The sequence below is a fragment of the Paraburkholderia sp. WS6 genome (assembly GCF_030464835.1).
GTDB lineage: Bacteria > Pseudomonadota > Gammaproteobacteria > Burkholderiales > Burkholderiaceae > Paraburkholderia > Paraburkholderia madseniana.
The window spans coordinates 127,781-140,598 of sequence record NZ_JALQCK010000005.1; the positions used below are offsets into that span (position 1 = coordinate 127,781).

Genomic DNA, 12,818 nt, shown 5'->3' on the forward strand with positions numbered 1-12,818 from the left:
AGCATCGGCACGTATAGATGTCGCTCGGATTTTGCTGGGTTGAGACCCTGCTTTACGGTATAATCCGTTTTTCCCGCGAGCATCCAGCGATGACCAAATATGTTTTCGTCACCGGCGGCGTAGTATCTTCCCTCGGCAAGGGTATTGCCGCCGCTTCCCTCGCCGCGATCCTCGAATCGCGCGGTCTTAAAGTCACCCTCCTCAAGCTCGATCCCTACATCAACGTCGACCCCGGCACGATGAGCCCGTTTCAACACGGCGAAGTGTTCGTGACGGAAGATGGAGCGGAGACTGACCTCGACCTTGGCCACTATGAGCGCTTCATCAGCACGAAGATGCGCAAGGCCAACAACTTCACCACGGGCCAGATTTACGAATCGGTGATCCGCAAGGAGCGCCGCGGCGATTATCTTGGCAAGACGGTGCAGGTCATTCCGCATATCACGAACGAAATCCAGGCGTTCATCGAACGCGGCGCGGCTTACGCGACGTGCGGTGAGCCGGACGTCGCCATCGTCGAAGTGGGCGGCACCGTGGGCGACATCGAATCGCTGCCGTTCCTCGAGGCCGCACGTCAGATGAGCCTGCGCATGGGCCGCAACAGCGCGTGCTTCGTGCACCTCACGCTGGTGCCCTGGGTCGCCACCGCAGGCGAGCTGAAAACCAAGCCTACCCAACATAGCGTGCAGAAGCTGCGTGAAATTGGCATCTCGCCGCACGTGCTGCTGTGCCGCGCCGACCGCCGCATTCCGGACGACGAGCGCGCGAAGATTTCGATGTTCTCGAACGTGCCGGAAGATGCGGTGATTTCCGTGTGGGACGCCGACAGCATCTACAAGATTCCGCAGATGCTGCACGACCAGGGTCTGGACGCGATCATCTGCGAAGAGCTCAAGCTCACGCCGAAGCCGGCCGATCTGACGATGTGGTCCGACCTCGTCGAAAAGCTCGAGAACCCGAAGCACGAAGTCACGATCGGCATGGTCGGCAAGTATGTCGATCTGACCGAATCGTACAAATCGCTGATCGAAGCGTTGCGCCATGCGTCGATGCATACGTCGACCAAGGTCAACATCGAGTACATCGATTCGGAAGAGATCGAGACGCAAGGCGTCGAGAGCCTCAAGCATCTGGATGCGGTGCTCGTGCCGGGTGGCTTCGGCCGTCGCGGCACCGAAGGCAAGATGGCCGCGATCCGCTATGCACGCGAAGCGAAGGTGCCGTATCTCGGCATCTGCCTTGGCATGCAACTGGCCGTGATCGAATTCGCCCGCGACGTGGTCGGTCTGAAAGATGCGAACAGCACCGAGTTCGATCAGGACACCGAGAACCGCGTGGTCGCACTGATCACCGAATGGTACGACCGTGAAGGCAAGGTCGAGAAGCGCACCGAAGAATCGGATCTGGGCGGCACGATGCGCCTCGGTTCGCAACGTTGCCCGATCAAACCCGGCACGATGGCCGAAGAGATCTATGGCAAGGATGTGAACGAACGCCATCGTCACCGTTATGAAGTCAATAACCGCTTCGTGCCCCAGCTCGAAGCCGGCGGCCTTATCATCAGCGCCCGTACCCCGAGTGAAGATCTGCCGGAAATGATGGAATTGCCGCGCAGCATGCACCCGTGGTTCGTCGGCGTGCAGTTCCACCCGGAATTCACGTCCACGCCGCGTGACGGCCATCCGCTGTTCAAGTCGTTCGTCGAAGCGGCGCTCGCGCATCAGCAGCCGCGCGTGGCGGCGGAAGTTGGGGAGAAAGCATGAAACTGGGCGATTTCGAAATCGGGCTCGACAAGCCGTTTTTCCTGATCGCGGGCACCTGTGTCGTCGAATCCGAACAGATGACGATCGACACGGCGGGCCGGCTGAAGGAAATCTGCGCGAAGCTGAACATTCCGTTCATCTACAAATCGTCGTACGACAAGGCCAACCGCAGCAGCGGCAAGTCGTTCCGCGGTCTGGGCATGGACGAAGGTTTGCGCATTCTGTCGGAAGTGAAGCGTCAGCTCGGTTTGCCGGTGCTGACCGACGTGCACGCCGAGCACGAGATCGAGCAGGTTGCGTCGGTGGTCGACGTCCTGCAAACGCCTGCTTTCCTGTGCCGTCAAACGGACTTCATCCACGCTTGCGCGCGTTCGGGCAAACCGGTCAACATCAAGAAAGGCCAGTTTCTCGCACCGCACGACATGAAGAACGTGATCGACAAGGCGCGTGATGCGGCGCGTGAAGCCGGTCTCTCGGAAGACCGCTTCATGGCTTGCGAACGCGGCGTGTCGTTCGGCTATAACAACCTCGTGTCGGACATGCGATCGCTTGCGATCATGCGCGAAACCAACGCGCCGGTCGTGTTCGACGCTACCCACTCGGTGCAGTTGCCGGGCGGGCAGGGCACGAGTTCGGGCGGTCAGCGCGAATTCGTGCCGGTGCTGGCGCGTGCCGCCGTGGCGACGGGCGTGGCGGGTCTCTTCATGGAAACCCATCCGAAGCCTTCGGAAGCCAAGTCGGACGGCCCGAACGCGGTGCCGTTGCATCGCATGGCTGATCTGCTCGAAACGCTGGTTACGCTCGATCAGGCCGTCAAGCGCGCGCCGTTCCTCGAAAGCGATTTCAACTGATTCAGGCGTTCGCGGGGTGTCACGATTGGTGCGCATAATTGGCCCGGTCGGCTCAGTCGGCACGCGGCGAATGCACGCAATGGTCGTCGAAAGCATCGGGGTGCGTGTAGTTTGCTGGGGAGTGCTCTGCATGGGACCAGAGTAGCGCGCTAAAGCGCTAACTCTGGTCGACAGCTAAAGCGCTAACTCCGGATCGGCACAGCGCCCGGCGCAGTTTCACAGTAAAGAATTCAACGTCATTTCTTGAGGAAACCATGAGTGCTATCGTAGATATCATCGGTCGAGAGATTCTCGATTCGCGAGGCAACCCCACCGTCGAATGCGACGTGCTGCTCGAGTCGGGCACGATGGGCCGCGCTGCGGTGCCGTCGGGTGCATCGACGGGCTCGCGCGAAGCGATCGAGTTGCGCGACGGCGAAGCCGGCCGTTACGGCGGCAAGGGCGTGCTGAAGGCTGTCGAGCACATCAACACCGAAATCTCCGAAGCGATCATGGGCCTCGACGCTTCCGAGCAGGCCTTCCTCGACAAGACCCTGCTGGAACTCGACGGCACGGACAACAAGTCGCGCCTCGGCGCGAACGCGATGCTGGCTGTGTCGATGGCTGTCGCGAAGGCCGCTGCTGAAGAAGCCGGCCTGCCGCTGTACCGCTACTTCGGTGGCTCAGGCGCGATGCAACTGCCGGTGCCGATGATGAACATCGTCAACGGCGGCGCGCACGCGAACAACAGCCTGGACATCCAGGAATTCATGATCGTACCGGTCAGCCAGCCGACGTTCCGCGAAGCACTGCGCTGCGGCGCTGAAGTGTTCCACGCGCTGAAGAAGATCCTGAGCGACCGTGGCATGAGCACGGCCGTGGGCGACGAAGGCGGTTTCGCGCCGAATTTCGGCAGCAACGACGAATGCCTGTCGACCATCCTGCAAGCCATCGAAAAGGCTGGCTACCGCGCCGGTGAAGACGTGCTGCTCGCGCTCGACTGCGCAGCGAGCGAGTTCTACCACGACGGCAAGTACCAGTTGGCTGGCGAAGGCCTGCAACTGTCGTCGACGGAATTTGCTGACTACCTGGCGAACCTCGCCGACAAGTTCCCGATCGTTTCGATCGAAGACGGCATGCACGAAAGCGATTGGGCCGGCTGGAAGATCCTGACCGACAAGCTCGGCAAGAAGGTGCAACTGGTGGGTGACGACCTGTTCGTCACCAACACGCGCATCCTGAAGGAAGGCATCGAGAAGGGCATCGCCAACTCTATCCTGATCAAGATCAACCAGATCGGTACGCTGACGGAAACCTTCGCGGCTATCGAAATGGCGAAGCGCGCCGGCTACACGGCCGTGATCTCGCACCGCTCGGGTGAAACCGAAGATTCGACGATTGCGGACATCGCAGTCGGCCTGAATGCCGGTCAGATCAAGACGGGTTCGCTGTCGCGTTCGGACCGCATCTCGAAGTACAACCAGTTGCTGCGCATCGAAGAAGACCTTGGTGATATCGCCAGCTACCCGGGCAAGTCGGCGTTCTACAATCTGCGCTAAATGGATTGTTCGCTAGCGCCGACCGATGAACCGGTTACCTTTCGTTTCTGATTGACCCCGCCGCCCTGCGTATAGCGCAGGGCGGCGTGTATTTATTGTGCTTACTTCATGCGGCTTGTCACTGCTGTCCTGATCGTTCTGCTGGCGCTCATCCAGTACCCGCTCTGGTGGGGGCACGGCGGCTGGTTGCGCGTGCACGAGTTGCAGCAGCAACTGGCGCAGCAACTGCAGAAGAACACCGACTCGAAGCTGCGCAACGAGCGTATCCAGGGCGAGGTCCAGGATTTGCAGAGCGGTACGGCCGCGGTGGAAGAGCGGGCGCGTTACGAAATGGGCATGGTGAAAGACAGCGAAGTGTTCGTGCAGTTCGTCGCGCCGAACGCGCCGTTGCCGGCTGCGAACACGCCTTCGGTTACCACGTCTACGCGTGGTGTGGTGTCGGCGGCGCCGCTGCATATGGTGCCGAATCCGGAGTCGCGTGCGAAGCCGGATCGCAAGCATGGCGGCAAGGTGGCGACAGAGAAGAAGCCAGCACACTGAGTTTATTCGGGCTGGTTGGACTCGCAGGCCGACGCGAAACTGAACGCAGAAACGAACGGAAAAGCGAACGCAAAAGCGCGTAGAAAGACAAAAAAGCCGCCCGTGGGGCGGCTTTTTTATCGGCGCTGCAATAAGAACGGCATCCCTCTCAATCGCCGTATCGTTGAGCCTCTCCTTGGGGCGTGCCCGTTTCGGCTTACCAGCCCCAATACGGCGAGTAGCCTACGCCGACACCCGTACCCCAGCCGTGCCCCCAACCCCCGCCGTAATAGCTGCCGTAGACGCTGACAGGCGGCGAGTAATAACGTGAGTACGCCTGAGCCGCGTTCTCGGCAGCAATGGCCTGATTCTGATCGGAGAGCACCTGACGGTCGATCGCATCATAGCGCTCGCGTTCTTCAGGGGTGAGCGGCCGGGCGGTGTTGGCCATGCCCGACTGGTCGGCCGGCAGGCGGCTATAAATCGGCGATGGCCCCGGCGGGTCCATCACGCAACCCGTAAGCGCGACGCTACCGGCGATGACCGTCAGCACGGCGAACGAGCGCATGCAATGCTTTAGCGAAGTAGGGGTGTTCATTTTTGATCTCCATCGGTCGGATGCCTAAGCAAAACATGCGCAACGCGCACCGCCCGAGATCCAACACAACGATCGACGATAACGCGCCGCCCAAGCCCCAGAAAAGCAGCAGGCGACGCGTCATTTTACTGCTGTAACGCAGGTGTAATGCGCCGCCGCCTGGCCGCTTCAGTGCCGCTGGTCGGCCGCCGGCGTCACGCCTTGTGAGAGCGCATTCGCGACAAAAAGTTGCGTTATATCGACCGGATCGAATTCGTACCGTTGATTACAGAATTCGCAATGAATCTCGACGTGACCGCGCTCTTCGATCACGCCGTCCACTTCTTCGCGGCCCAGCATCTTCAGCATCGCGCCGACTTTTTCGCGCGAACAGCTGCATTCGAAGCGCGTTGTTGCCGGTTCGAAATGCTGCACATTTTCCTGCCAGAACAGACGGCGGAAAATCGTCGCCGGTTCTTCTTTCAGCAGCTCGTCTTGCGACATCGTGCCGCCGAGCGTGCAGACGCGCTCCCACGTGTCCGCATCCAGATCGCCCGGATGCGGGACGATGCCGCCGTCGCCCGGCAGCTTTTGCAGCAGCATGCCAACGGCGCGCTCGGTGTTCGCCGCGAGCCACAGGCGTGTGTCGAGCTGCTCCGAGTGATGCATGTAGTGCTCGAGCACTTCGGACATCGACTTGAGCGGGCCGTCCACGCCCGACAGCGGCACGATACTTTGATACGGCTGCTGGCCGGGCTGCTTGTCGCGTGGGTCGAGCGTGATCACGCAACGGCCATGGCCGCTCGCGTTGACCAGTTCGATCATCGAGGTGGTGTCGTCGATCGTATTGCCCGCTTCGCCGGAGAGCTTGGCGGTGGCGCGCATCGACAGGTCGGAGCTGCACTGCACCACCAGCATCTTGGCCGGGCCGTCGCCGAAAATCTGCATGACGAGCGTGCCGTCGAACTTGAGGTTCGCCGACAGCAGCGCGCACGCGGCCATCATTTCGCCCAGAATCGTCCGCACGGGCGCCGGATAGTCCCGGCGCGTCAGCACTTCCTGCCACGTATTGCGCAGCGAAACGATCTCGCCGCGCACCGGCGCCGCGCTGAACATGAATTTTTGCAACTGGTCGCTCACAACTTTTCCTCGGTCGAATGACGCAGCCTGATGCTGCGCCGTGCGCGCCGCGCGCCCGGCTGACTAGCCGATACGCACGAGCTGCGCCTTGAAATATTCGCGGCGCTCGGCATAACTTGCCGCGCCGCGCTGCATATTGGCGATATCCGTCTCGGTCAGTTCGCGCACCACTTTGGCGGGCGCGCCGAGAATCAGCGAATTGTCGGGAAACACTTTGCCTTCGGTGACGATGGCGCCCGCTCCGACCAGACAGTTGCGGCCGATTACCGCTCCATTCAAGACCACGGCCTGAATTCCGATCAAAGAGCCTTCCTTGATCGTGCAGCCGTGCAGCATGACCTGGTGGCCGATCGTCACATTCGGCTCGATCGTCAGCGGGAAGCCCGGGTCGGTGTGCAGCACCGCGTTTTCCTGGACGTTGCTGCCGGCGCCAAGGGTGATTGGCTCGTTGTCGCCGCGAAGCGTCGCTCCGAACCAGACGCTCGAATTTTCCTCGAGCGTCACATTGCCGATAATGTTCGCCGAATCCGCGACGAACACGCTTTCATGGATGGTCGGGGCTGCTTCGCCAAGCTTGTAAATTGTCACGCTGTCTCCTCTTGATCGGTCGCTACACGCTGTGCGGGCGGGCCGGGGCTGCGAAACCGGTTACGAAATGGGGCAGCTAATTGAGGGCGCTAAAGCCAAACGCCAAAGAAGCGCCCGAAAAAGCCCTGGTGAACCGGGTTGTCCTGCCGGCCCCGCGCCATAGGCGCGCGAGATGGTCGAATCGAGTATTGTAAACGGTTGTGTGCTTGGGCCGCTCGGCGGTGCGGTAAGCCGTCCGGCGCCCAGCTTCGGCAACCATCGCTCCTTCCGTCCTGCCTGTTGCCGTTCCCTTCTTTGCCAACCTGGTTGCCATGATTTCCGCTGCTCCGTCTGTTCTGCCCGCTCTGCCGATGTCGACGAATCCTGAGCATTGCCCAAATCGTGCGAACTGCGCGCGCACCGCGGCGCTGGCCGCATTGCGCGAAGTCGACCCGGCAACCAAGGCAGCCGCGGCACGCGCGTTATACGCCGCGGTGTTCGAAGGCAGCCTCGCATGCTCCGCAGACCTCGAACTCGCCGAGCCGACCGACCTGCCGGGTCGTCCCGCCCGTCCCGAACTGGTCGATCCGCGCAAACTGAAGCGCCGCAGCATGCAATCGCCCGAAGGGCGGGCTGTCTTACTGCACGCGCTGGCGCACATCGAATTCAACGCCATCAACCTCGCGCTCGACGCCGTCTGGCGCTTTGCCGGCATGCCCGCCGCGTTCTACACCGACTGGCTCAAAGTCGCCGCCGAAGAGGCCCATCACTTCTCGCTACTGGTCGCGCGGCTTGCGGAATTCGGCCACGTCTACGGCGATTTTCCCGCGCACGACGGCCTCTGGGACATGTGCGAGCGCACCCGTGCCGACGTGCTGGCGCGCATGGCACTGGTGCCGCGCACCCTCGAAGCACGCGGCCTCGATGCCTCGCCGCCGATCCGCGCCCGCCTGCAGCAAGCGGGCGACCAGGCGTCCGCAGCGATTCTCGACGTGATCCTGCGCGACGAAATCGGTCATGTGCTGATCGGCAACCGCTGGTTCCGCCATCTGTGCGACGCGGGCGGCCTCGATCCGCACGCCACCTACACGCGCCTTGCCGACCAGTATCACGCACCGAAATTACGCGGTCCGTTCAATTTCGAGGCGCGTCGCGACGCCGGTTTTGACGAAACCGAACTGGCCGCGCTGGTTGCTCTGGCTGGCCTCGACGCTGAGCAGCCGGCCCCGCCGACCACCCAAGCCTCGGGTAACTGAAGCCTTTTTCCATAGCCGGACGCCACGCATCGTCCGGCTATCTCGTTATAATCGAACGACCATTCTTTTTTCGGGCGCGCAGTTCATGAATACATCCAGGTCTGAATTCGTCGCCGTGCGCGGCATCCGTCTGCACGTGCGGCGCTGGGGCAATCCGGATGCGCCGTTGCTCTTCATGCTGCACGGCTGGATGGACGTGGCGGCATCGTTCCAGTTCGTCGTCGACGCGTTGGGCGGCGACTGGCAGGTGATTGCGCCGGATATGCGCGGCTTCGGCCTGTCGGACTGGCCGGTCGCCGAGCGCGGCGGCGGCAACTACTGGATCCAGGATTACCTCGGCGACCTGGACGCGTTGCTCGACCACTATGCACCGGCCGGCCAAGTCAATCTGGTCGGCCACAGCATGGGCGCGAACATCGCCTGCCTGTATGCGGGCGTGCGACCGGAACGGGTTCGGCGCGTGGTCGATCTGGAAGGCTTTGGGCTCGCGCCGTCGCACTCGGCGCAAGCGCCCAAGCGTCTGCGCAACTGGCTCGATGAGTTGCGCGATCCGCCGCAGTTGAAGCGTTACGCGTCGCTGGGCGATGTTGCCGGCCGTCTGATCAAGACCAACCCGCGCCTCGCTCCGCCGCGCGCGGAGTTCCTCGCTCAGCATTGGTCCAAGCCGGACGGAGAAGGGCGCTTCATGCTGCTCGCCGATCCGGCGCACAAACTGCGCGGGCCGACGCTGTATCGCCTCGACGAAGTGATGGCCGTATGGCGCAAGGTCACCGCGAAAGTGCTGCACGTCGAGGCCGCCAACTCGCCCACGCTCGCACAGATTGCCGGCGAGATTCCGCTCGACGAGTTCAAGGCGCGCTTTGAGGCTTTTCCGAACTGGCGCGAGAAGATCATCGACGAAGCGGGGCATATGGTGCATCACGATCAGCCCGAGCAGGTAGCCGCGCTGATCGAGGGCTTCTGCGCCTGAACCTTGCAAAAGGGTTTCGGCGAGCGGGTCACTATCTCGAGATAGCGCTGCGGCCATTTACTGCGTTGCAGTAAAATGAGTGCAGAACCTTCTCAAGACAAAGATGAACGCTGACCTCCACTGCCACTCCACCGTTTCCGACGGCCAGTTCGCGCCGGCCGATGTCGCGCGTCGCGCGCACGCGGGCGGCGTGACACTGTGGGCGTTGACCGACCACGACGAACTGGGCGGCCAGCACGAAGCGCGCAGCGCCGCTGAGGCGCTTGGCATGGGCTACCTGAACGGCGTGGAGATTTCGGTCACGTGGGCGTCGCGCACCGTGCACATCGTCGGGCTCGGCGTCGATCCGACCAGCTCGATCCTGATCGACGGCCTCGCGCGAACCCGCAACGGCCGCGCCGCGCGAGCCGAAGCCATTGGCGAGCAGTTGGCCACGCTCGGCATCCCCGACGCCTATCGAGGCGCGCTCAAATACGTCTCGAACCCGGACATGATTTCGCGCACGCACTTCGCGCGCTTCATGGTCGAAAGCGGCTACGCCAGTTCGACACAGGACGTGTTCACCCGCTATCTCGGCGACGGCAAGCCCGGCTACGTGTCGCATCGCTGGGCGAAACTGGCGGACGCGGTTGGCTGGATTCAGGCCGCCGGCGGCGAGGCGATCATCGCGCACCCGGGGCGCTATGCGTACTCGCCGGTCGAATTCGACGCGTTCTTCGCCGAATTCATCGACCTCGGCGGTAAAGCGATCGAAGTCGTGACGGGCAGCCACACGCCGGATCAGTACCGCGAATACGCGGACGTCGCGCGCCGCTTCGGCTTCGAAGCCTCGCGCGGTTCCGACTTCCATGCACCCGGCGAAGGCCGTGTCGATCTCGGCACGCTGCCGCCGCTGCCTTCCGATCTCAAGCCCGTCTGGGAACGCTGGCTGTGATCGCGCGCCGTGCCGCGGCGGCACGATATGCGCGACGGTCCCCGTCCGAGGGACGTGCTTTCGCCCGATCTTCCGCCTGGTCTTCCGTCCGATGTTCGTCTGCTTTTTCGTCCGTCATCACCCGTAGCCACCGTTAGTCAAAATGTCCCAATACTTTCGGCTTCATCCGGATAACCCGCAGCCGCGTCTCGTCAAACAGGCTGTGCAGATCATCAACGACGGCGGCGTCGTCGCGTTGCCGACGGATTCGAGCTACGCACTCGCCTGCCACCTCGACGACAAGGACGCGGTCGAGCGCCTGCGGCGCATTCGGGGACTCGACGAGAAGGCCTTGTTGTCGCTGCTGGTGCGCGATCTCTCGGAGCTGTCGAACTTCGCGATGGTCGACAACCGGCAGTACCGCCTGATCAAATCGGTCACGCCAGGCCCTTACGTCTTTGTGCTGCAGGCCACCAAAGAGGTGCCGCGCCGCCTGTCGCACCCGTCGCGCAAGACCATCGGCCTGCGGGTGCCGGAGCACGCGATCACGCTGGCCATTCTCGAAGAACTCGGCCAGCCGCTGCTCGGCTCCACCCTGATCATGCCGGGCGAAACCCAGCCGCTGAACGACCCGGAAGAAATCCGCGAACGGCTCGAGAAACAGGTGGACCTGGTGATCGACGGCGGCCCGTGTGTGTGCGAGCCGTCCACCGTGATCGATCTGACCGGCGCCGAACCGGTGCTGGTGCGGCCAGGGCGCGGTTCTCTCGCGCCCTTCGGTCTCGAAGAGACGGCATGAGTGAAAGCGGACAGACGCACGCAATCGCGTTGTTACAATAGCGAGTTATGGATTCTTCCCTGATACAGACCATTGCGGTTTACGCGTTGCCGGTGATTTTCGCAATCACGCTGCATGAAGCTGCGCATGGCTACGTCGCGCGCTGGCTCGGCGACAATACCGCGTATGTGCTCGGCCGCGTTTCCGTTAATCCGATGCGGCACATCGATCCGCTCGGCACGATCGCGATTCCCTTGCTGTTGTACTTCGCCACCAGCGGCGCGTTCATGTTCGGTTACGCGAAGCCCGTGCCGGTCGCCTTCGGCAATCTGCGCAATCCGCGTTGGGGCAGCCTGTGGGTCGCGGCCGCCGGACCGGGCTGCAATTTCGTGCAGGCGCTGGTGTGGGGCCTGATCGGCGTTGCACTTGCTGTGGGTGGGGTTGACGAGCCTTTCTTCACGCGCATGGCGGCAGCCGGCGTCGGCGTGAATCTCGTGCTCGGCGTGCTCAACCTGTTTCCGCTGCCCCCGCTCGACGGTGGCCGCGTGCTGATGGCGCTGTTGCCGCCGCGGCAATCGATCGCGCTGTCGCGCCTCGAACCGTACGGCTTTTTCATCGTGATGGCGCTCGTCATGACGGGCACGCTCACGCGCTATTGGCTCAGCCCGCTCGTGACGCTCGGCTACGGTGCGATTACCGCAATTCTGACTCCACTTGTTTCGCTTTTCTAAATAACCATGTTCCCAGACCGTATCTTCTCCGGCATGCGGCCCACCGGGTCGCTGCACCTCGGCCACTATCACGGCGTGCTGAAAAACTGGGTGCGGCTGCAGTCCGAATACCCGTGTTTCTTCTGTGTGGTCGATTGGCACGCGCTGACGACGCACTACGAAACGCCCGAAGTGATCGAAAAGAACGTGTGGGACGTGCTGATCGACTGGCTCGCGTCGGGCATCGATCCGGCGCAGGCTACGCTCTTCATCCAGAGCAAGGTGCCCGAACATGCGGAACTGGCGCTGCTGCTCGGCATGAGCACGCCGCTCGGCTGGCTCGAACGCGTGCCGACCTACAAGGAGCAGCAGGAAAAGCTGAAGGACAAGGACCTGTCCACCTACGGCTTCCTCGGCTATCCGGTGCTGATGGCGGCGGACATTCTGCTGTACCGCGGCTCGCTCGTGCCGGTCGGCGAAGACCAGGTGCCGCACGTCGAAATGACGCGTGAAATCGCACGCCGCTTCAACTATCTGTACGGCCGCGAACCGGGCTTCGAAGAGAAGGCGAATGAAGCGGCCAAGAAGCTGGGCGGCAAGCGGGCCAAGCTTTATCACGAGCTGCGCAACGCCTATCAGCAGGAAGGCGACGACGAAGCACTCGAACAGGCGCGGGCGATGTTGCAGGAATCGCAGAGCCTGTCGATGAGCGACCGCGAGCGTCTGTTCGGCTACCTCGAAGGATCGCGCAAGATCATTCTGGTCGAACCGCAGGCCATGCTGACCGAAGCGTCGCGCATGCCGGGTCTGGACGGCCAGAAGATGTCGAAGTCCTACGGCAACACGATCGGCCTGCGTGAAGACGCGGAAACGATCACCAAGAAGGTCCGCACCATGCCGACCGATCCGGCCCGCGTGCGCCGTACCGATCCGGGTGATCCGGACAAGTGCCCGGTGTGGCAACTGCATCAGGTCTACACGGACGAAGCCACCCACGAGTGGGTGCAGAAGGGCTGCCGAACAGCAGGAATCGGTTGCCTCGAGTGCAAGCAGCCGGTGATCGAAGGCATTCTGCGCGAGCAGCAGCCGATGCTCGAGCGCGCGCAGAAGTACATGGACGATCCGTCGCTGTTGCGCGCGATCGTCGCCGACGGCTGCGACAAGGCCCGCAAGTTCGCCACGGAAACGATGCGCGACGTGCGCGAGGCGATGGGCCTGTCGTACAACTGAGCGCGG

The 12,818-nt window shown here is 62.6% G+C and carries 13 protein-coding genes; 10 read left to right on the forward strand and 3 right to left on the reverse strand.

Annotation, left to right across the window (positions count from 1 at the left end):
• Positions 1 to 89 precede the first annotated feature (89 nt).
• From M0D64_RS08395 to ftsB, 4 genes are all read left to right on the forward strand, one after another.
• A complete protein-coding gene (locus M0D64_RS08395) occupies positions 90 to 1,763 on the forward strand; it encodes a CTP synthase (protein ID WP_266257302.1) in 1,674 nt (557 codons plus the stop codon).
• The gene (kdsA, locus tag M0D64_RS08400) at positions 1,760 to 2,614 is read left to right on the forward strand and encodes a 3-deoxy-8-phosphooctulonate synthase (protein ID WP_097389693.1); all 855 of its coding nucleotides are present in this window, start codon (positions 1,760 to 1,762) and stop codon (positions 2,612 to 2,614) included. The genes M0D64_RS08395 and kdsA overlap by 4 nt, the downstream gene beginning before the upstream one ends.
• Before the next feature lie 254 nt (positions 2,615 to 2,868).
• On the forward strand, positions 2,869 to 4,152 hold the full coding sequence (eno, locus tag M0D64_RS08405; RefSeq protein WP_054038196.1) for a phosphopyruvate hydratase: 1,284 nt from the start codon (positions 2,869 to 2,871) through the stop codon (positions 4,150 to 4,152).
• Between the two features lie 108 nt (positions 4,153 to 4,260).
• Positions 4,261 to 4,692 carry a cell division protein FtsB gene (gene ftsB, locus M0D64_RS08410; RefSeq protein ID WP_154565471.1) on the forward strand — a complete coding sequence of 144 codons (432 nt, stop codon included), beginning with the start codon at positions 4,261 to 4,263 and terminating at the stop codon, positions 4,690 to 4,692.
• Positions 4,693 to 4,888: 196 nt separating this feature from the next.
• On the opposite strand, the gene M0D64_RS08415 is transcribed toward ftsB, so the two are convergent.
• From M0D64_RS08415 to M0D64_RS08425, 3 genes are all read right to left on the reverse strand, one after another.
• On the reverse strand, positions 4,889 to 5,269 hold the full coding sequence (locus tag M0D64_RS08415; RefSeq protein ID WP_266257303.1) for a hypothetical protein: 381 nt from the start codon (positions 5,267 to 5,269) through the stop codon (positions 4,889 to 4,891).
• 168 nt (positions 5,270 to 5,437) lie between these two features.
• Positions 5,438 to 6,388: an Hsp33 family molecular chaperone HslO gene (gene hslO, locus M0D64_RS08420; protein ID WP_266237060.1), complete on the reverse strand. Its 951-nt coding sequence runs from the start codon at positions 6,386 to 6,388 to the stop codon at positions 5,438 to 5,440.
• A gap of 63 nt (positions 6,389 to 6,451) precedes the next feature.
• Positions 6,452 to 6,976, reverse strand: coding sequence for a gamma carbonic anhydrase family protein (locus tag M0D64_RS08425; RefSeq protein WP_168435912.1), 525 nt, complete (start codon positions 6,974 to 6,976; stop codon positions 6,452 to 6,454).
• Between the two features lie 350 nt (positions 6,977 to 7,326).
• On the opposite strand from M0D64_RS08425, the gene M0D64_RS08430 reads away from it, so the two are divergent.
• From M0D64_RS08430 to M0D64_RS08455, 6 genes are all read left to right on the forward strand, one after another.
• Entirely contained in the window at positions 7,327 to 8,211 is an 885-nt protein-coding gene (locus M0D64_RS08430) for a ferritin-like domain-containing protein (RefSeq protein ID WP_233468712.1), read from the forward strand.
• Positions 8,212 to 8,296: 85 nt separating this feature from the next.
• Positions 8,297 to 9,181, forward strand: coding sequence for an alpha/beta fold hydrolase (locus M0D64_RS08435; RefSeq protein WP_266257304.1), 885 nt, complete (start codon positions 8,297 to 8,299; stop codon positions 9,179 to 9,181).
• A gap of 103 nt (positions 9,182 to 9,284) precedes the next feature.
• Positions 9,285 to 10,115 (forward strand): 3',5'-nucleoside bisphosphate phosphatase, encoded by an 831-nt coding sequence (locus M0D64_RS08440; protein WP_266257305.1) that lies wholly within the window; start codon positions 9,285 to 9,287, stop codon positions 10,113 to 10,115.
• 142 nt (positions 10,116 to 10,257) lie between these two features.
• Entirely contained in the window at positions 10,258 to 10,893 is a 636-nt protein-coding gene (locus M0D64_RS08445) for an L-threonylcarbamoyladenylate synthase (protein ID WP_266237056.1), read from the forward strand.
• 47 nt (positions 10,894 to 10,940) lie between these two features.
• On the forward strand, positions 10,941 to 11,603 hold the full coding sequence (locus tag M0D64_RS08450) for a site-2 protease family protein (protein ID WP_093633535.1): 663 nt from the start codon (positions 10,941 to 10,943) through the stop codon (positions 11,601 to 11,603).
• 6 nt (positions 11,604 to 11,609) lie between these two features.
• Positions 11,610 to 12,812: a tryptophan--tRNA ligase gene (locus tag M0D64_RS08455; protein ID WP_154565476.1), complete on the forward strand. Its 1,203-nt coding sequence runs from the start codon at positions 11,610 to 11,612 to the stop codon at positions 12,810 to 12,812.
• Positions 12,813 to 12,818 lie beyond the last annotated feature (6 nt).